Below are 17,538 nucleotides of genomic sequence, written 5' to 3' on the forward strand. Positions count from 1 at the left end.
AGACCACGGGCAGCGGCCGGGCCTGCGAAGACGCGGGACCGGCCCCCGGCGGAAGGAGATCCGCCGGGGGCCGGTCGAGTGACTGCGGGCCGGTCAGCCCGCCGCGAGGTCGGACCGCTCGGTCACTCTGATCGAGTTGACCAGCGTCCTGCCCTCATTGGCCACGAACCGGAGGTTCAGCTGGCCGTCGGTGACCGTGACGGTGAACGCACGGTCGTGCGCGGTGTACCGCCCGGCCTCCAGCGCCAGGTCCAGGTTGGGCACGACCTGCGCCCCCTCCGCCATCACGTCGAAGACCCGGTCGGTCGGATCGTTGGAGGCGAGCTCGGCGAAGCCGAGCTCGATCCGGTACGTGCCCGAGGGCAGCCCGTCGAAGCGGTACTCGTACATGCCCTGCCGCGCCGTCGCGTAGCGCGCCGGGTCGACGGTCCCCGAGACGGTCCTCGACGTGGTGACACGCGAGGTGCTCCCGAGGTACCCGAAGGCGCCCGCGGTGTAGGCCGGGTCGACCGCCCAGGTGTCACCCAGCGCATCGACGGCCGAGTTCCTGGCGCCGGTGTCCAGCGCCGTCTGGTACGCCGGAACGACGACGCTCACCGGGATCTCGACCACCGGCGCACGGCCGCTGCCGCTGGTGAGCACCAGGGTCGCGGTGAGAACGGTGCCGGGCGTGGCGCCGCTCGTGTCGAAGGCGAGCGGAACGGATGCCTCCGCTCCCCGGGCCAGTGTGCCCTCGGCGGAGGACAGCCCGAGCCAGCCCGCGTCCTGCTTCTCGGTCACGGCGTAGGCCGACTCCGTTCCGGCGTTCGCCAGGTCCAGCGTCCGGGTACGGGACTGCCCTGCCGGAACGACCAGTTTCACGGCGTCCTGCGCGGACCGCACCAGCGGGGTGCCGAGCGCCGTCGTGGTGTACGCGACGTCGCCCGCCTTCGCGTCGACCGGTGCGGAGGCGGTCGCGTAGCGGTCGGCGGACACCTCCACGGTGTACTCCCCCGCGGCCGGCTGAAGCGCGTACGTACCGTTGCCCGCCGTGGTCACGCTCTCCCCGGCGACGGTGACCGTGGCACCGGCCAGTGGCTCGTCGTCGTTGGCGTCGACCACCTTGCCGGCCACGACGCCGCGGGCCTTGGCACCGAAGGACAGGGTGGTGCCGTCCGTGATGACCGGGGCGTTGAAGGAGTAGAGGAGCGCGTCCGTGCCCGTGGCGTTCTCCAGGCCCACCGTCGCGGTGGCGCCGTTGCCCGGCACGCTCTTGTAGTGGTACGAGATCGAGCCGTCCTCGCCGATCACGGCGGAGAACGTGGCGCGCGTGCCGCCGGTCACGACCAGGGCGTCCCGCCACTCGACGACGGCCCTGCGGTGCGGCGCGGTGCCGGTGACCGCCCAGTACACGCCTCCCGAAGCGTCGACCGTCATGTTGTCCCACAGCGGGTAGAGCGCCCCGTTGGGGGTCCCGGTGCTGGGCAGCGTGGCGTTGGTGCTGCTGGTGGACGAGGTGCCGAACGCCAGCACACCCTCCAGAGTCGCGGTCGCCGTCGTGTAGCCCTTGCCGTACAGCGCGAAGGTGAACGGCAGGCTGAAGGAGGCCGCGCCCGAGGTGGTGGAGGTGTAGGTCAGCTTCTCGGTGCCGGCCGGGAAGTCGGCGGCGCTCTCGGTGCTGCAGGAGTAGCCGAAGGTATCGGTCCGGTCGTCCAGGACGATGTCCTGGGTGAGGTCGGCGGCGATGTCGACCGTGAGCGAGGTCGCGGTGGCACAGGCGCCCGCCGGGGTGACCGCCAGGGTGTACGAGCCCTGCGGGAGCGTGAGGCTGTACGAGCCGTCGGCCCCGGCCGTCGTGGTGACCGGGGTTCCCTGGGCGGCGACGACGGCGCCCGCCTCGGCGCCCGCGGAGCTGGTGACCTTGCCCGACAGGGTGGCCTCGGGAGCCTGGGCCAGCGGGAAGTCCTTGACCGCCGCACCGTTCTCGACGACGGTCACCGCACCCTTCGCCGGGAGGTACCCGAACTTGGTGACGGAGACCTCGTAGTCGCCGACCATCAGCTTGGGCAGGGCGTAGGCGCCGTCCGCCGCGGTCGTCGCGGTCGCGCGCATCGGCCCCGCGAAGGTGACGACGGCGTCGGCGACGGCCGCGCCGCCGGAGGTGACGCTGCCGCTGACTGCTCCGAGCGCTCCGCGCGGGGTGGCGTCGACCGCCTCGAAGGCGTCGAGCCGGCCCTCGCCGAAGACGTTGTTGCGGGCGGGCGTGCCGCCGCACTGGTCGGCGGCGGTGTCGATGGCGGTGGAGTCGAGCAGCGCCTCCGTGGCCGCGACGTCACCGGCGATGGCGGGCGAGGCCGCCCACATCAGGGCGACGGTCGCCGCGGTGTGCGGCGAGGCCATCGACGTACCGGAGATCGTGTTGTAGCCGCCGCCCGCCCAGGAGGAGCGGACGTTGACTCCCGGCGCCGCGAGGTCGGGCTTGATCTCGGCGTTCTCGCCGGTCCCGCGGGCGGAGAAGGAGGCGATGGCGTTGTTGATGTCGAACGCGCCCGAGGAGTAGGAGTTGGTGTACGAGCCGGGGCTGCCCGAGGTGGTGCAGCTGGGGCCGTTGTTGCCGTTGGAGAAGGCCGGGAAGATGCCGGCGTCCCTCCAGGACCGGACGGTGTCCCGGTACCAGGCGTCGTAGACGTTGGCGCCCCAGGAGTTGTTCACCACGTCGGGTGCCAGCTCCGGGCGCGGGTTGGCGCCGGCGGAGTCGGTGGGGGCGACGACCCACTGACCGGAGGCGAGCAGGGTGTCCCGGGCGCAGGAGCTGGTCGCGCAGCCCTTCGCGGCGATCCACTTGGCGCCGGGCGCGACGCCGATGCCGTCGGCGCCCACCATGGTGCCCATGGTGTGCGTGCCGTGGCCGTTGTTGTCGCACGGTGCGGCCGTGGCGCAGACGGAGGCCGGGTCGAACCAGTTGTAGTCGTGGCTGTACGTGCCGTCGGCCTTGGTGCCGCGATAGGCGGCCTGGAGCGCCGGGTGGTCGAACTGGACGCCGGAGTCGATGTTGGCGACGACGACGCCCTCGCCCTTGACGCCGAAGCTGCTCCACACCTTGGGCGCGTTGATCCGGTCGATGTTCCACTCGACGGCGTCGACCTCGGGCTCGCCGGTGCCGGGCAGCGGGTCGGGAAGCGTGACCGGGTCGTCGGCCTCGATGCTGGCCACGTCGGAACGGGCCGCGATCTTCTCGGCTAGTGCCTTGTCGCCGGTGATCTGCACGGTGTTGGCGATCCAGAACGACGTGTACCGCGCTCCGGCGTCCTTGGCCAGTCCGATGACCCCGGCCTGGGACTTCTTGGCGAACGCGGTCTTCGTTTCGAGAACGGCGCGGGCCTTGGCCGTCTTGCCCTTCGCCTTGTGAGCGGACGTGACATCCGCTTCCGCCTTCAGGCCGACCCAGAAGGTCACCTCGTCCTGCACGGCGAACTGCTTGAGCAGTTTGCCCTCGGACTTGGCCTGGTACGCGGACTGCGGCGCCGGCTCGGCCTCCCTGGCCTGGGCCGGGGATGCGCTGATCAGGAGCGGTATCGCGGTCGCTGCCGCGGTGAGGAGTGCGGCGGCGGACCGCCGTCTGAGACGCGTGGAACGTCTGGTCACGAGCTCTCCTTCAGGAACAGGCGGGGATCGCCCGCCGTAGGGGATGAAGGAACAGGCGCGGGTGCCACTCACAACTGCCGCTGCCCGTGTACGTGTGGGGGGCGCAGCAACCGCATGAGCTCAGGAAGGAGCATGGGGGACGTGACGCAGGACACGGAAGGGGGCAGCGGGGCGCCTGGGGCGTCATTGGCCGAGCTTTGAGGTGTACCGAGGTATCGCCCAGGGAAGTACGCCCGGCTCCCGGAGGGGACTCCCGGCCCCGGCCCGGCCCCACATTGGCCGATTCGCGCTCCACGGGACCCAGGCCCCGGGGTCCTTCGGTCACTGCCTAGACTTACCCGCCATGAGCAGCGAGCCCGTCGTACAGGTCAAGGCCCTGGTGAAGCGCTACGGCACCAAGACCGCCGTGGACGGCCTCGACCTGGAGGTCCGGGCGGGCGCGGTGACCGCGGTCCTCGGCCCCAACGGCGCCGGCAAGACCACCACCGTCGAGACCTGCGAGGGCTACCGCAGGCCGGACGACGGGACCGTGCGGGTCCTCGGCCTCGACCCGGTCGCCGACGCGGCCGATCTCCGTCCCCGTATCGGCGTGATGCTGCAGTCCGGCGGCGTCTACTCCGGTGCGCGCGCCGACGAGATGCTCAGGCACATGGCGAAGCTGCACGCCCACCCGCTGGACGTCGGCATGCTCATCGAACGTCTCGGGCTCGGCAGCTGCGGCCGCACCACCTATCGCCGGCTCTCCGGTGGCCAGCAGCAGCGCCTCGCCCTGGCGATGGCCGTCGTCGGCCGGCCCGAGCTGGTCTTCCTGGACGAACCGACCGCGGGCCTCGACCCGCAGGCCCGCCGCTCCACCTGGGATCTGGTCCGGGAGCTGCGCACCGACGGCGTGTCGGTCGTCCTCACCACCCACTTCATGGACGAGGCCGAGGAACTCGCCGATGACATCGCCGTCATCGACGCGGGCCGGGTCATCGCCCAGGGCAGCCCGGAGCAGCTGTGCCGCGGCGGCGCCGAGAACACCCTGCGCTTCACCGGCCGGCCCGGGCTGGATCTCGCCTCGCTCCTGAAGGCTCTGCCCGACGGCACCGAGGCGGCCGAGCTCACCACGGGCGCGTACCGCATCACCGGGAGGATCGACCCGGAGCTGCTGGCCACCGTGACCTCCTGGTGCGCCCAGCACGGCGTGATGCCGGACGGCATCGCGGTGGAGCGGCACACCCTCGAGGACGTCTTCCTCGAACTGACCGGCAAGGAGCTGCGCGCATGAGCGCCGGTACGTACTCCCCCCGCCCCGGCGCCGCCCCGCTGCCGCGCATGATCGCCGCCCAGGCCGCGCTGGAGACGCGGATGCTGCTGCGCAACGGCGAGCAGCTGCTGCTGACGGTGGTCATTCCGACGCTGCTGCTGGTGCTGTTCAGCGCGGTCGACATCGTGGACACGGGAGCGGGCGAGCCGGTCGACTTCCTGGCGCCCGGCATTCTCGCGCTCGCGGTGATGTCCACGGCCTTCACCGGCCAGGCCATCGCGACGGGGTTCGAGCGGCGCTACGGGGTACTCAAGCGACTCGGCGCCTCACCGCTGCCGCGCTGGGGCCTGATGGCGGCGAAGACCCTCGCGGTGCTGGTCACCGAGGTGCTGCAGATCGTCCTGCTCACGGTGATCGCCTTCGCGCTGGGCTGGTCGCCCGAGGGCAATCCGTTCGCCGTCCTGCTGCTCCTGGTGCTGGGCACCGTGGCCTTCTCCGGCCTCGGACTGCTGATGGCGGGGACGCTGAAGGCCGAGGCGACCCTCGCGGCGGCCAACCTGGTCTTCCTGCTCCTGCTGGTCGGCGGCGGGGTCATCGTGCCGCTGGACAGGTTCCCCGACGCGGCGCAGTCGGTCCTCGGGCTGCTGCCGATCTCGGCGCTCTCGGACGGCCTCAGGGACGTCCTCCAGCACGGCGCCCCGATGCCCTGGGGCGACCTGGGGATCCTTGCCGTGTGGGCGGTGCTCGGGCTGGGCGCGGCGGCGAAGTTCTTCCGCTGGGAGTGAGCTTGCGGTGACATACCGCTGATGTCGCGAGACATCCGGGAATGACCACCACCCCTCGTGAAAACATGCACAAGCCGTTGCCTACGATGGTGCGCGTGGAAACCCCCCTCTCCTACATCGCCAAGCGCTGGACGCCGTCCATGACGACGGCCCGGCGTGCCGCACTGTCCGCAGTCGTCATGACGGTGTTCATCATCGTCACCGGCGGTGCCGTCCGGCTGACCGGTTCCGGTCTGGGCTGCGACACCTGGCCCAAGTGCACGGACGACAGCCTCTTCGCCACGCCGGAGCAGGGCCTGCACGGCGCCATCGAGTTCGGCAACCGCATGCTCACGTACGTCCTGTCGGCCGCGGTCGGCTGGGCGATCATCGCGGCGCGCTCCCTGAAGCCCCGCCGGCACGGTCTGACCCGGCTCGCCTGGTCGCAGTTCTGGCTCGTGATGGGGAACGCCGTCATCGGCGGTATCACGGTCTGGGCGGGCCTCAACCCGTGGTCGGTGGCCGGGCACTTCCTGCTCGCCAACTGCCTGCTCACCGTGGCCGTCCTCACCTGGGTGCGGATCGGCGAGGGCGACGGCCCGCGCCGCCCTCGCGCCCCGAAGCCGGTGCGCACCCTGTCCGGGGCGATCGTGGCGACCTCGGTCGTCCTGATCGCTCTCGGCACCACGGTGACCGGCTCGGGCAAGCACGCCGGGGACAGCAGCGACGTACCGCGCATGCCGTGGGACTGGTCCGCCGCGGCCCATGTGCACGCCGTCGCCGCCTGGGTGGTCTGCGCCCTGGCCATCGCGATGTGGCTGGCCTTGCGGATCGTGGACGCCCCCGCCGACACCCGGGCGCGCTCCCGCGACCTGCTGATCGTCCTGGTGGCACAGGGCACCATCGGGTACGTGCAGTACTTCAGCGACGTCCCCGAGATCCTGGTCGGCCTCCACATGCTCGGCTCGGGCCTGATGTGGATCGCCGTGCTGCGGCTGCTGCTGTCGCTGCGCGAGCGCCCGGTGGCGACGGCCACCGTTCCCGCCCCGGCGGCCGGACAGCGGCCTGAGCACACGCCCGTAGCCTGATCCGAGCAGACAACGGCCTCCGCCGTCGTACCCGAGCGGGTACGACGGCGGAGGCCGTTGCCGTGTGCTGGTTCAGCCGTTCGACGGGCCGCCGAGCTGGATACCGGCCATCCGGGTCCACTCGTACGGTCCCGTGCGGATCTTGGAGGCGAAGTCGCCGTCGAAGCTCTCGTGCATCGTGATCCCGGACTTCTGCGCGGCGCTCTCGGCGACGGCGTAGGAGGGGGCGACCAGGTCGCCCCAGCCGCCGTCCTCACCCACGAGGACGATGCGGGTGCCCGTCTGGCCGAGGTAGGCGAGCTGCCCCTCGGCGCCGCCGTGCGCCTTGGCGAAGGCGCCGATCTGCCTGGCGAGCTTCGCAGCCCTGCGCTCCGCGCGGGCCGCGTGCTTGCTGTCGTCCGTCTGCTGGGTCTGGGGCTCTGCCGTCTCTGCCATGAAAATGATGCTACCGACGGGTACTTCAACGGGCGACGGGCGGGGACGTGGCATAGGCCACGTCCCCGCCCGTCGGCGGCGCTTCGTACCTGCGGGACTACCGCAGGAAGGGGTCCACCGCGATGGCGACGAAGAGGAGGGAGACATAGGTGATGGACCAGTGGAACAGCCGCATCTCCTTGAGCTTGCCGCCGGTCACCCCGGCCCTGGCCCGGTTCTGCAGGCCGTGCGCCTCCCAGAGCCAGAAGCCGCCGGCCAGCAGGGCCACCGCCGTGTAGAACCAGCCGGTGTAGCCCAGTGGGGTGAGGAGCAGCGAGACGCCGACCATCACCCAGCTGTAGATGACGATCTGGCGGGCCACCACCCGGTTGGAGGCGACGACCGGGAGCATCGGGACGCCGACCCGGGCGTAGTCCTCCTTCACCTTCATCGACAGCGGCCAGTAGTGCGGCGGCGTCCAGAAGAAGATGACGGCGAAGAGAATGACCGCGGCCCAGGACATCGAATTGGTCACGGCGGACCAGCCGATGAGTACGGGCATACAGCCGGCGATTCCGCCCCAGACGATGTTCTGCGAGGTCCGGCGCTTCAGCAGCATCGTGTAGACGACGACGTAGAACAGAAGTGCGCCGAGCGAGAGCGCGGCCGAGAGCCAGTTGACGAGCAGGCCGAACCAGACCGTGGAAATCACTCCGAGGGCGATTCCGAACACCAGGCACTCGCGCGGGCTCACCATGCCCGTGACCAGCGGCCTCTGGGACGTGCGGTCCATCAGTGCGTCGATGTCACGGTCGATATACATGTTGAGCGCATTGGCACCGCCCGCGGAGAGATATCCGCCGATGGTGGTGGTGACTACGAGCCATAGGTCGGGCACGCCTTGAGCGGCAAGAAACATCACCGGAACGGTGGTGATCAGCAGCAACTCGATGATGCGCGGCTTGGTAAGTGCCACGAATGCCTTGATGCGGGCCCCGAACGGGCGCTGGCCCACTGGGCTCGGAGTCAAGGCGACCCCTGCGGGTCGGGACTCGACGGCCGTCACGCACACCCCTGACAGAGAAATCCCAGCAAGCTCCGGGCATGAAGGCCCGGTAAAGACTTGCGCGAACCAGACCACTGTAGACGTTGCGGATACGCCCCTCTTCGCGGGGGTGGGGTCGTGTTGGGGTGGCGCAGAAGTGAACGGTGGCGCTCATACGGGAGGCGAACTCCGCAGGTCGCCCGCACTGTGGAAAGGGCAGAAGTGAGGCCTTGTTCCGGGGGTAGGCTCGGCAATGCCCGGTGCGGTAACAGCCACCGGTTTACAAACAGTGGAGAGGAGCCCTGACTCAGGGTGAGCACCAAGCCGACCACCACAGACCTCCAGTGGACCGAATTGGACCAGCGGGCCGTGGACACTGTCCGCGTCCTCGCCGCGGACGCCGTACAGAAGGTCGGAAACGGCCACCCGGGTACGGCGATGAGCCTGGCTCCTGCCGCGTACACCCTCTTCCAGAAGGTGATGCGCCACGACCCGGCGGACGCCGACTGGACCGGCCGTGACCGGTTCGTCCTTTCCGCGGGCCACTCCAGCCTGACGCTCTACATCCAGCTCTACCTGGCCGGTTACGGCCTGGAACTGGACGATCTCAAGGCCTTCCGCACCTGGGGCTCCAAGACCCCCGGCCACCCGGAGTACGGCCACACCACCGGTGTCGAGACGACGACCGGCCCCCTCGGCCAGGGTGTCGCCAACGCCGTGGGCATGGCGATGGCCTCCCGTTACGAGCGCGGCCTGTTCGACCCGGAGGCGGCCCCCGGCACCTCCCCGTTCGACCACACCGTCTGGGTCATCGCCGGTGACGGCTGCCTCCAGGAGGGCATCTCCGCCGAGGCGTCCTCGCTGGCCGGCCACCAGAAGCTCGGCAACCTGGTGCTCCTGTGGGACGACAACCACATCTCGATCGAGGGCGACACGGAGACCGCGGTCTCCGAGGACACCCTCAAGCGGTACGAGTCCTACGGCTGGCACGTCCAGCGCGTCGACCAGTCGCCCAGCGGCGACCTGGACCCCGAGGGCCTCTACCGGGCGCTGCTGGCCGCCAAGGCCGAGACGGAGCGCCCGTCGTTCATCGCGGCCCGTTCGATCATCGCCTGGCCCGCCCCGAACGCCCAGAACACCGAGGCCGCGCATGGCTCGGCGCTCGGCGACGAGGAGATCGCGGCCACCAAGCGGGTGCTCGGCTTCGACCCCGAGAAGACCTTCGAGGTCTCCGACGAGGTCATCTCGCACACCCGTGAGGCACTGGACCGCGGCCGCGAGGCCAAGGCCGCGTGGGAGAAGTCCTTCGCCGCGTGGCGCACCGCCAGCCCCGAGCGCGCCGCCGAGTTCGACCGCATCGCCGCCGGCGAGCTGCCCGAGGGCTGGGAGGACAAGCTCCCCGTCTTCGAGGCCGGCCACGGTGTCGCCACCCGTGCGGCCTCCGGCAAGGTCCTGCAGGCGCTCGGCGGGGTCATCCCCGAGCTGTGGGGCGGCTCGGCCGACCTGGCCGGCTCGAACAACACCACGATCGACAAGACGTCGTCGTTCCTCCCGGTCGGCAACCCGCTGCCCGAGGCCGACCCGTACGGCCGGACGATCCACTTCGGCATCCGCGAGCACGCGATGGCCGCGGCCATGAACGGCATCGCGCTGCACGGCAACACCCGCATCTACGGCGGCACCTTCCTGGTGTTCTCCGACTACATGCGCAACGCCGTGCGCCTGTCCGCGCTGATGCACCTGCCGGTGACGTACGTGTGGACGCACGACTCGGTCGGCCTCGGCGAGGACGGTCCGACGCACCAGCCGGTGGAGCACATCGCCTCGCTGCGCGCCATCCCGGGTCTCAACGTCGTCCGCCCGGCCGACGCCAACGAGACCACGATCGCCTGGCGCGAGATCCTGCGCCGCTACACCAAGGTGTTCGGCAAGGGCGCCCCGCACGGTCTGGCGCTGACCCGCCAGGGTGTGCCGACGTACCCGCCGAACGACGACGCGGCCAAGGGCGGCTACGTCCTGTTCGAGGCCGAGGGCGGCGAGCCGCAGGCCGTTCTGATCGGTACGGGCTCCGAGGTCCAGCTGGCCGTCGAGGCGCGGGACGAGCTCCAGGCGGCCGGTGTGCCGACCCGTGTGGTCTCGATGCCGTGTGTCGAGTGGTTCGAGGAGCAGGACCAGGAGTACAAGGACAGCGTGCTGCCGCCGTCCGTCAAGGCCCGTGTCGCGGTCGAGGCCGGTATCGGTCTGACCTGGCACCGGTACGTGGGCGACGCGGGCCGGATCGTCTCGCTGGAGCACTTCGGTGCCTCGGCCGACGCCAAGGTCCTCTTCCGCGAGTTCGGCTTCACCGCCGGCCACGTGGCCGCCGCCGCCCGGGAATCTCTCGCCGCCACCGCGCGCTGACCCGGTCATACGACAAGTAGGAGATGCAATTCTCATGACAGACGCACTCAAGCGCCTCTCCGACGAGGGCGTGGCGATCTGGCTGGATGACCTGTCCCGTACACGGATCACCTCCGGCAACCTGGCCGAGCTGATCGACCAGAGCCACGTCGTGGGTGTCACGACCAACCCGTCGATCTTCCAGAAGGCGATCTCCGAGGGCCACGGTTACGACCAGCAGCTCACCGACCTCGCCACCCGCAAGGTCACGGTCGACGAGGCCATCCGCATGATCACGACGGCCGACGTCCGCGACGCGGCCGACATCCTGCGCCCGGTCTTCGACGCCACCGACGGCCAGGACGGCCGGGTCTCCATCGAGGTCGACCCGCGCCTGGCCCACCGCACGGCGGCCACCGTCGCCGAGGCCAAGCAGCTGGCCTGGCTGGTGGACCGGCCGAACACACTCATCAAGATCCCGGCGACGAAGGCCGGCCTGCCGGCGATCACCGAGGTCATCGGCAAGGGCATCAGCGTCAACGTGACGCTGATCTTCTCGCTGGAGCGCTACCGCGAGGTCATGGACGCCTATCTGGCGGGCCTGGAGAAGGCGAAGGCCGCGGGCCTGGACCTCTCCAAGATCCACTCGGTGGCCTCGTTCTTCGTGTCCCGTGTGGACAGCGAGATCGACAAGCGTCTGGACGCCGTGGGCACCGACGAGGCGAAGGCGCTGAAGGGCAAGGCCGCTCTGGCCAACGCCCGCCTCGCCTACGAGGCGTACGAGGAGGTCTTCTCCTCCGACCGCTGGGCGGCCCTGGACAGGGCCCGCGCCAACAAGCAGCGTCCGCTGTGGGCCTCCACGGGCGTGAAGGACCCCGCGTACAAGGACACCCTGTACGTGGACGACCTGGTCGCCCCCGGCACGGTGAACACCATGCCCGAGGGCACCCTGAACGCCACGGCGGACCACGGACAGATCACGGGCAACACCGTCGCCGGCACCTACGAGCAGGCACGTGCCGAGCTCGACGCCGTCGGGAAGCTCGGGATCAGCTACGACGACGTCGTCCAGCTCCTCGAGGACGAGGGCGTCGAGAAGTTCGAGGCTGCCTGGATCGACCTGCTCAACTCCACCGAGGCCGAGCTCAAGCGCCTCGCTCCTTCGGAGGGCTGACCACCTTGTCTGGTGTTCCCGGAGTGAACCCGCTCCGTGACGCACAGGACCGACGGCTCCCGCGTATCGCGGGGCCGTCGGGCCTGGTGATCTTTGGCGTCACGGGCGATTTGTCCCGTAAAAAGCTGATGCCCGCCGTCTACGACCTGGCCAACCGCGGCCTGCTGCCGCCGGGCTTCTCGCTCATCGGTTTCGCACGCCGCGAGTGGCAGGACGAGGACTTCGCCCAGGAGGTCCACGACGCCGTCAAGCAGCACGCGCGTACGCCGTTCCGTGAAGAGGTCTGGCAGCAGCTCATCCAGGGGATGCGCTTCGTCCAGGGCAACTTCGACGACGACGACGCCTTCGAGACCCTGAAGGACACGATCCAGGAGCTCGACAAGGCACAGGGCACGGGAGGCAACTTCGCCTTCTACCTGTCCGTACCGCCGAAGTTCTTCCCCAAGGTCGTCCAGCAGCTCAAGAAGCACGGGCTGGCGGACCAGAAGGAGGGCTCCTGGCGGCGTGCCGTCATCGAGAAGCCGTTCGGGCACGACCTCACCAGCGCGCAGGAGCTCAACCAGCTCGTGCACGATGTGTTCCCGCCGAACGAGGTCTTCCGTATCGACCACTACCTCGGCAAGGAGACGGTCCAGAACATCCTGGCGCTGCGCTTCGCCAACACGATGTTCGAGCCGATCTGGAACAGGTCGTACGTCGACCACATCCAGATCACGATGGCCGAGGACATCGGCATCGGCGGCCGGGCCGGCTACTACGACGGCATCGGCGCGGCCCGTGACGTCATCCAGAACCACCTGCTCCAGCTGCTGGCGCTGACCGCGATGGAGGAGCCCGGCTCCTTCCACCCGAAGGCCCTGGTCGCCGAGAAGCTCAAGGTGCTCACGGCGGTGGAGCTGCCGGAGGACCTGGGCAAGCACACCGTGCGCGGCCAGTACGCGCACGCGTGGCAGGGCGGCGAGGAGGTCCCCGGCTATCTGGAGGAGGACGGTATCGACCCCAAGTCGAAGACCGACACCTTCGCCGCGATCAAGCTGACGATCAACAACCGCCGCTGGGCGGGCGTGCCGTTCTATCTCCGTACCGGAAAGCGGCTCGGCCGCCGGGTCACGGAGATCGCGGTCGTCTTCAAGCGCGCCCCGTACCTGCCCTTCGAGTCCGGTGCGACGGAGGAGCTGGGCGGCAACGCCCTGGTCATCCGGGTGCAGCCGGACGAGGGCGTCACGGTGCGGTTCGGCTCCAAGGTGCCCGGTACCTCCATGGAGGTACGGGACGTCACGATGGACTTCGCGTACGGCGAGTCCTTCACGGAGTCCAGCCCGGAGGCGTACGAGCGGCTTCTCCTGGATGTCCTGCTCGGCGACGCCAACCTCTTCCCGCGCCACCAGGAGGTCGAGCTCTCCTGGAACATCCTCGACCCGATCGAGGAGTACTGGGACAAGCACGGCAAGCCCGCCCAGTACGCGGCCGGCACCTGGGGTCCGGCCGAGGCCGACGAGATGCTCGCACGCGACGGACGGAGCTGGCGCCGGCCATGAAGATCGATCTCACGGAAACCACGTCCAGCAAGATCAACCAGGCCCTGGTGTCGGCCCGCCGTTCCATCGGCACCCCGGCCATCGGAATGGTGCTCACCCTCGTCGTGGTCACCGACGAGGAGAACGCCTACGACGCCCTCCGGGCGGCGGCCGACTCCTCTCGCGAGCACCCCTCGCGGATCATCGCGGTGATCAAGCGGATCAGCCGTTCGCCGCGCAGCCGGCGTGACGCCCGCCTCGACGCCGAGGTGCGGGTCGGTTCCGACTCGGGCTCCGGCGAGACCGTCGTCCTGCGTCTGCACGGCGAGCTGGCCAACCACGCCCAGTCGGTCGTCCTGCCGCTGCTGCTGCCGGACGCCCCGGTCGTGGTGTGGTGGCCCGAGGACGCCCCGGCGGACCCGGCCAAGGACCCGCTGGGTGCGCTGGCCCAGCGCCGTATCACCGACACGTACTCGGCCGAGCACCCGCTCGACGAGCTCGCGGTGCGTGCGGCGACGTACCAGCCGGGTGACACCGACCTGGCGTGGACCCGCATCACGCCGTGGCGCTCGATGCTGGCGGCCGCGCTCGACCAGCAGCCCGCCCAGGTCGTCTCGGCGACGGTCGAGGGCGAGTCGGACAACCCGAGCTGCGAACTGCTGGCCATGTGGCTCGCGGACCGGCTCGGTGTCCCGGTGGAGCGCACCCTGTCCGCCGGTCCCGGTCTGACGGCCGTGCGGCTGGAGACCAGGAACGGTGTCATCGTTCTGGACCGGGCCGACGGTTCCCTGGCCACGCTCTCCATGGTGGGCCAGCCGGACCGTGCGGTGGCGCTGAAGCGGCGGGAGACCGCCGAGCTCCTCGCGGAGGAGCTGCGGCGGCTGGACCCGGACAACATCTACGAGGCCACGGTGAAGTTCGGCGTGGAGCGTCTCGGCGGTCCCACCGAGGCGTCCTCGGTCGGTGCCGGTCACAAGCCGTCGTCCCCGGCCGGTGCCGCGGCCCCGGCCGCGAAGAAGGCCGCGGCCAAGAAGGCGGCCTCGAAGTGAGTGCTCCGCAGCTCGTCGTGCACCGCGACAAGGAGCTGATGGCCCAGGCCGCGGCGGCCCGGCTGATCACGAAGATCGTGGACGCCCAGGCCGCGCGCGGATCGGCCTCGGTGGTCCTCACCGGCGGGCGCAACGGCAACGGCCTGCTGGCCGCGCTCGCCGGTTCGCCCGCGCGGGACGCGATCGACTGGTCGCGGCTCGACCTGTGGTGGGGCGACGAGCGGTTCCTGCCCGAGGGCGATCCGGAGCGCAACGTCACGCAGGCCCGCGAGGCCCTGCTGGACGCGGTGGCCCTGGACCCGTCCCGGGTGCACGCGATGCCCGCGTCGGACGGTCCCTATGGCGGTGACGCGGATGCCGCCGCCGCGGGGTACGCGGCCGAACTGGCTGCCGCGGCGGGCCCGGAGGACCACGGGCCCGTACCGACGTTCGATGTGCTGATGCTGGGCGTCGGCCCGGACACGCATGTCGCGTCGCTCTTCCCGGAGTTGCCGGCGGTACGGGAGACCGAGCGCACCGTCGTCGGTGTGCACGGCGCTCCCAAGCCGCCGCCCACCCGTGTCTCGCTCACGCTGCCCGCCATCCGGGCCGCGCGCGAGGTGTGGCTCCTGGCGGCCGGTGAGGACAAGGCCGAGGCGGCGGAGATCGCGCTGTCCGGTGCCGGGGAGATCCAGGCCCCGGCGGCGGGCGCGTACGGCCGCAGCCGCACGCTGTGGCTGCTGGACGCGGCGGCGGCCTCGCGGCTGCCGCGTGCGCTCTACCCGCCTGCCTCCGCGTAGGCACTGGTCGTCCGAGGCCCGGTTCCGCTCCCAGGAGCGGGCCGGGCCTCCGTCGTGCCAGGGTGGCACCATGGTGCGAATCGGGACTGTGGTGATGGGCGCGTCGGACGTACGGCGCGCTGCGGACTTCTGGATGGCGGCGCTGGGCTATGTGGAGCGTGAGCCGCTCGAGAACGACTGGGTGGTGCTGGTCCCGGCCGAGGGGCCGGGCGCCGGACTGGCCCTGGGGCGGAGCGAGTCGCCCGTGCAGGAGGTGCCGCGCGTCCACCTCGATCTGTACACCGACGAGCAGGACGCCGAGGTGGCCCGGCTGACGGGGCTGGGGGCGCAGCCGGTGGCGTGGGAGCTCTATCCGCCGGATCCGGACTTCGTGGTTCTCGCGGACACCGAGGGCAACCGCTTCTGCGTCATCGATACGACGCACGGCTGACCACCCGCGCGCCTCAGGTGCGCTCCAGGAACGGCTCCAGCAGGCCGGGCACGGCCTCCGCGGCGAAGGTGAGGCCTTCGGAGGCGTCGGTGTCGTGCGCGGTGTACGCACCGGCCCCGGCTGCCGTCGTGGCGGTGACGCTCAGCAGTCCTGCCCGGCGCTGGAAGCAGGACTGCTTCACCGTCCAGCCGATCACCCCGGTCCGCTGCAGGGCTGCCGTGGAGCGCCGGACGGTGCCGGACCGGGTCACGAGGTAGTCGCCGCTGACGGTGTGCCCCAGTGCCCGGTACGCGTCGAGGGCCAGCAGCACGGCGAGGGGGAGGAACACCACGGCACAGGCCGTCGCGATCCACAGCAGTACGGGCGTGAGTGCGGCGCCCAGAACAGCCAGGGTCAGCACGGGGACCAGAACGGCCCCCAGCGCGCGGCGCAGCCGCCTGCTCCGGGCCGCGCGGGGGTGGGCGGTCAGCGTGGCACCGGTCGGGGTCCTCGTCTCGCGCAGGACCTCGCCCGCGATCGTGTCGGCCAGCGGGCGGGGCGCCGCCGGGAGCAGGGTGTTGTGGTCGGCGCCCTGTGATTCCTCGTCCTTGGTCAGCCCCGTGGTGATCGCGTCCACCCGCGCGGCGCCGAACAGCCGTACGCCGAGCGGTTCCACCAGGTCCACGCCGCGCAGCCGCTGTTCCTCGACGGAGAGGGAGCGGGAGGTCAGCAGTCCCCGCCGCACGCGCAGGGTGCCGCCGGGTTCGCGTTCCAGACGGTAGTTCCACCACATCTCGACCCAGAGGCCGAGTGCCCCGACGACACCGGCGGCCAGGGCGGCTCCCGCCATGACCGCGATCGCCCGGACCAGCGGGGTGTCGAGGAACCGGTCGGCGACCCAGTCGATCACCTCTCCCTGCACCCCGGCCCATTCGCTGATCTGCAGCAGACCGCCGACCGCGGCACCGCCCAGCGCGGGGGCGACGAAGGAGACCGGTGCGTAGCGGATCCAGCGCGGGTCGAGCGTGGCCAGTTCGCCCTCGCGGTGCGTCCCGGAGCCTGACTCCGCGGCACGGTCGAGGAGTTCGTGGCGAAGCCGCTCCCCCTCCGCCCGGGAGACGGGGTCCAGCTCCAGGGTGGATTCGCCGCCCGTATGTTCGCCGGTGCCGATGCGCACCGTGACCAGGTCGAGGAGCCGAAGGTGCACGGGGGCGGTGAGGTCGACGCTGCGGATCCGCGTCCGGTCCAGTGAGCGCCGTCTGACCAGCAGAAGTCCGGTGTGCAGATCGACGCGTTCGGGGCCGATGCGGTAGCGGGTGCGCCGCCACCGCACGTAGTCACCGGCGGCGGCGCACCCGATCAGGACGGCCGCCCCGGCCAGCGCCCAGCCGATGGCCCGCGTGTATCCGAACCGGCCGGACAGCGCGAGGACGGCCGGTACGGCCGCGCCGGCCACGACTCCTGCCGTGACGAGCGCGGTGACCAGCACCGTGCGCGGGTGGATCCGCCGCCACCGGAGGTCCTCGGCCGCGGCGGTGCTCACGTGGCGTCCCCGGGCGTGGCCTGCGTGACCCTGGTCAGCCGTTCGACGAGCTCGGCCGCGGCCTCGTGGCCGAGGCCCTCGATCCGCACGGCCCCCTTGGCGGACGCGGTGGTGACCGTGACCGTGGCCAGTCCGAAGAGCTGCTCCAGCGGGCCGCGCACCGTGTCCACCGTCTGGATGCGGGACATCGGCGCGATCCGCCACTCCTGCAGGAAGACACCGGTCCGTACGTAGACCGCGTCGTCGGTGACCTCCCACCGATGGGTGCGGAACCACCAGAGGGGGAAGAGGACGGCGCACAGCAGGCCGATGACCGCCAGCGCCGCCGCGGGCACCAGCAGCCACAACCTGGCCGGAGCGATGAAGGCTCCCAGCAAGCCCAGCACGGCCACCGGAGCGGCCGTCAGCAGCAGCCACTGGGCCCGCCACCATCCGACGGCCCGCGGAGCCGGTGTGTTCCGTGGCGGCCTGAGTGCTACCGTCCCCGCCCCCCAGCCCATCGGC

General features: G+C 71.0%; 14 protein-coding genes. 9 read left to right on the forward strand and 5 right to left on the reverse strand.

Annotation, left to right across the window (positions count from 1 at the left end; genetic code table 11):
- Positions 1-93: 93 nt before the first annotated feature.
- Positions 94-3,624 carry a S8 family serine peptidase gene (locus tag OG844_RS08760; protein ID WP_406389296.1) on the reverse strand — a complete coding sequence of 1,177 codons (3,531 nt, stop codon included), beginning with the start codon at positions 3,622-3,624 and terminating at the stop codon, positions 94-96.
- A gap of 343 nt (positions 3,625-3,967) precedes the next feature.
- Here OG844_RS08760 and OG844_RS08765 point away from each other — a divergent pair, with 343 nt between their 5' ends.
- The 3 genes from OG844_RS08765 (at position 3,968) to OG844_RS08775 (ending at position 6,725) form a co-directional block, all read left to right on the forward strand.
- The gene (locus OG844_RS08765) at positions 3,968-4,894 is read left to right on the forward strand and encodes an ABC transporter ATP-binding protein (RefSeq protein WP_406389298.1); all 927 of its coding nucleotides are present in this window, start codon (positions 3,968-3,970) and stop codon (positions 4,892-4,894) included.
- Positions 4,891-5,658 carry an ABC transporter permease gene (locus OG844_RS08770; RefSeq protein WP_406389300.1) on the forward strand — a complete coding sequence of 256 codons (768 nt, stop codon included), beginning with the start codon at positions 4,891-4,893 and terminating at the stop codon, positions 5,656-5,658. The genes OG844_RS08765 and OG844_RS08770 overlap by 4 nt, the downstream gene beginning before the upstream one ends.
- 86 nt (positions 5,659-5,744) lie before the next feature.
- Positions 5,745-6,725 carry a COX15/CtaA family protein gene (locus tag OG844_RS08775; RefSeq protein WP_406389302.1) on the forward strand — a complete coding sequence of 327 codons (981 nt, stop codon included), beginning with the start codon at positions 5,745-5,747 and terminating at the stop codon, positions 6,723-6,725.
- Positions 6,726-6,797: 72 nt separating this feature from the next.
- On the opposite strand, the gene OG844_RS08780 is transcribed toward OG844_RS08775, so the two are convergent.
- Positions 6,798-7,160: a hypothetical protein gene (locus tag OG844_RS08780; protein ID WP_406389304.1), complete on the reverse strand. Its 363-nt coding sequence runs from the start codon at positions 7,158-7,160 to the stop codon at positions 6,798-6,800.
- 97 nt (positions 7,161-7,257) lie between these two features.
- The gene (locus tag OG844_RS08785; RefSeq protein ID WP_406389306.1) at positions 7,258-8,211 is read right to left on the reverse strand and encodes a heme o synthase; all 954 of its coding nucleotides are present in this window, start codon (positions 8,209-8,211) and stop codon (positions 7,258-7,260) included.
- Positions 8,212-8,496: 285 nt separating this feature from the next.
- Between OG844_RS08785 and tkt the strand changes: the two genes are divergently transcribed.
- The 6 genes from tkt to OG844_RS08815 all read left to right on the forward strand — a co-directional run bounded on the left by tkt (position 8,497) and on the right by OG844_RS08815 (position 15,512).
- On the forward strand, positions 8,497-10,584 hold the full coding sequence (gene tkt, locus OG844_RS08790) for a transketolase (protein WP_406389308.1): 2,088 nt from the start codon (positions 8,497-8,499) through the stop codon (positions 10,582-10,584).
- Positions 10,585-10,618: 34 nt separating this feature from the next.
- Positions 10,619-11,737 (forward strand): transaldolase, encoded by a 1,119-nt coding sequence (gene tal, locus OG844_RS08795; protein WP_406389309.1) that lies wholly within the window; start codon positions 10,619-10,621, stop codon positions 11,735-11,737.
- A 5-nt stretch (positions 11,738-11,742) separates the two neighbouring features.
- Positions 11,743-13,275, forward strand: coding sequence for a glucose-6-phosphate dehydrogenase (gene zwf / locus OG844_RS08800; RefSeq protein WP_406389311.1), 1,533 nt, complete (start codon positions 11,743-11,745; stop codon positions 13,273-13,275).
- On the forward strand, positions 13,272-14,303 hold the full coding sequence (gene opcA / locus OG844_RS08805; protein WP_406389312.1) for a glucose-6-phosphate dehydrogenase assembly protein OpcA: 1,032 nt from the start codon (positions 13,272-13,274) through the stop codon (positions 14,301-14,303). The genes zwf and opcA overlap by 4 nt, the downstream gene beginning before the upstream one ends.
- Positions 14,300-15,082 carry a 6-phosphogluconolactonase gene (gene pgl, locus OG844_RS08810; RefSeq protein WP_383182105.1) on the forward strand — a complete coding sequence of 261 codons (783 nt, stop codon included), beginning with the start codon at positions 14,300-14,302 and terminating at the stop codon, positions 15,080-15,082. The genes opcA and pgl overlap by 4 nt, the downstream gene beginning before the upstream one ends.
- A gap of 70 nt (positions 15,083-15,152) precedes the next feature.
- Complete coding sequence (locus OG844_RS08815) at positions 15,153-15,512, forward strand: VOC family protein (protein WP_406389313.1); 360 nt, start codon at positions 15,153-15,155, stop codon at positions 15,510-15,512.
- A gap of 13 nt (positions 15,513-15,525) precedes the next feature.
- Here OG844_RS08815 and OG844_RS08820 read toward each other — a convergent pair whose 3' ends face one another.
- Positions 15,526-17,034 (reverse strand): PH domain-containing protein, encoded by a 1,509-nt coding sequence (locus tag OG844_RS08820; protein WP_406389314.1) that lies wholly within the window; start codon positions 17,032-17,034, stop codon positions 15,526-15,528.
- Positions 17,031-17,534 carry a PH domain-containing protein gene (locus tag OG844_RS08825; RefSeq protein ID WP_406389315.1) on the reverse strand — a complete coding sequence of 168 codons (504 nt, stop codon included), beginning with the start codon at positions 17,532-17,534 and terminating at the stop codon, positions 17,031-17,033. Before OG844_RS08825 ends, OG844_RS08820 begins: the two co-directional genes overlap by 4 nt.
- Between the last annotated feature and the right edge of the window lie 4 nt (positions 17,535-17,538).

The organism is Streptomyces sp. NBC_00887, from assembly GCF_045207585.1.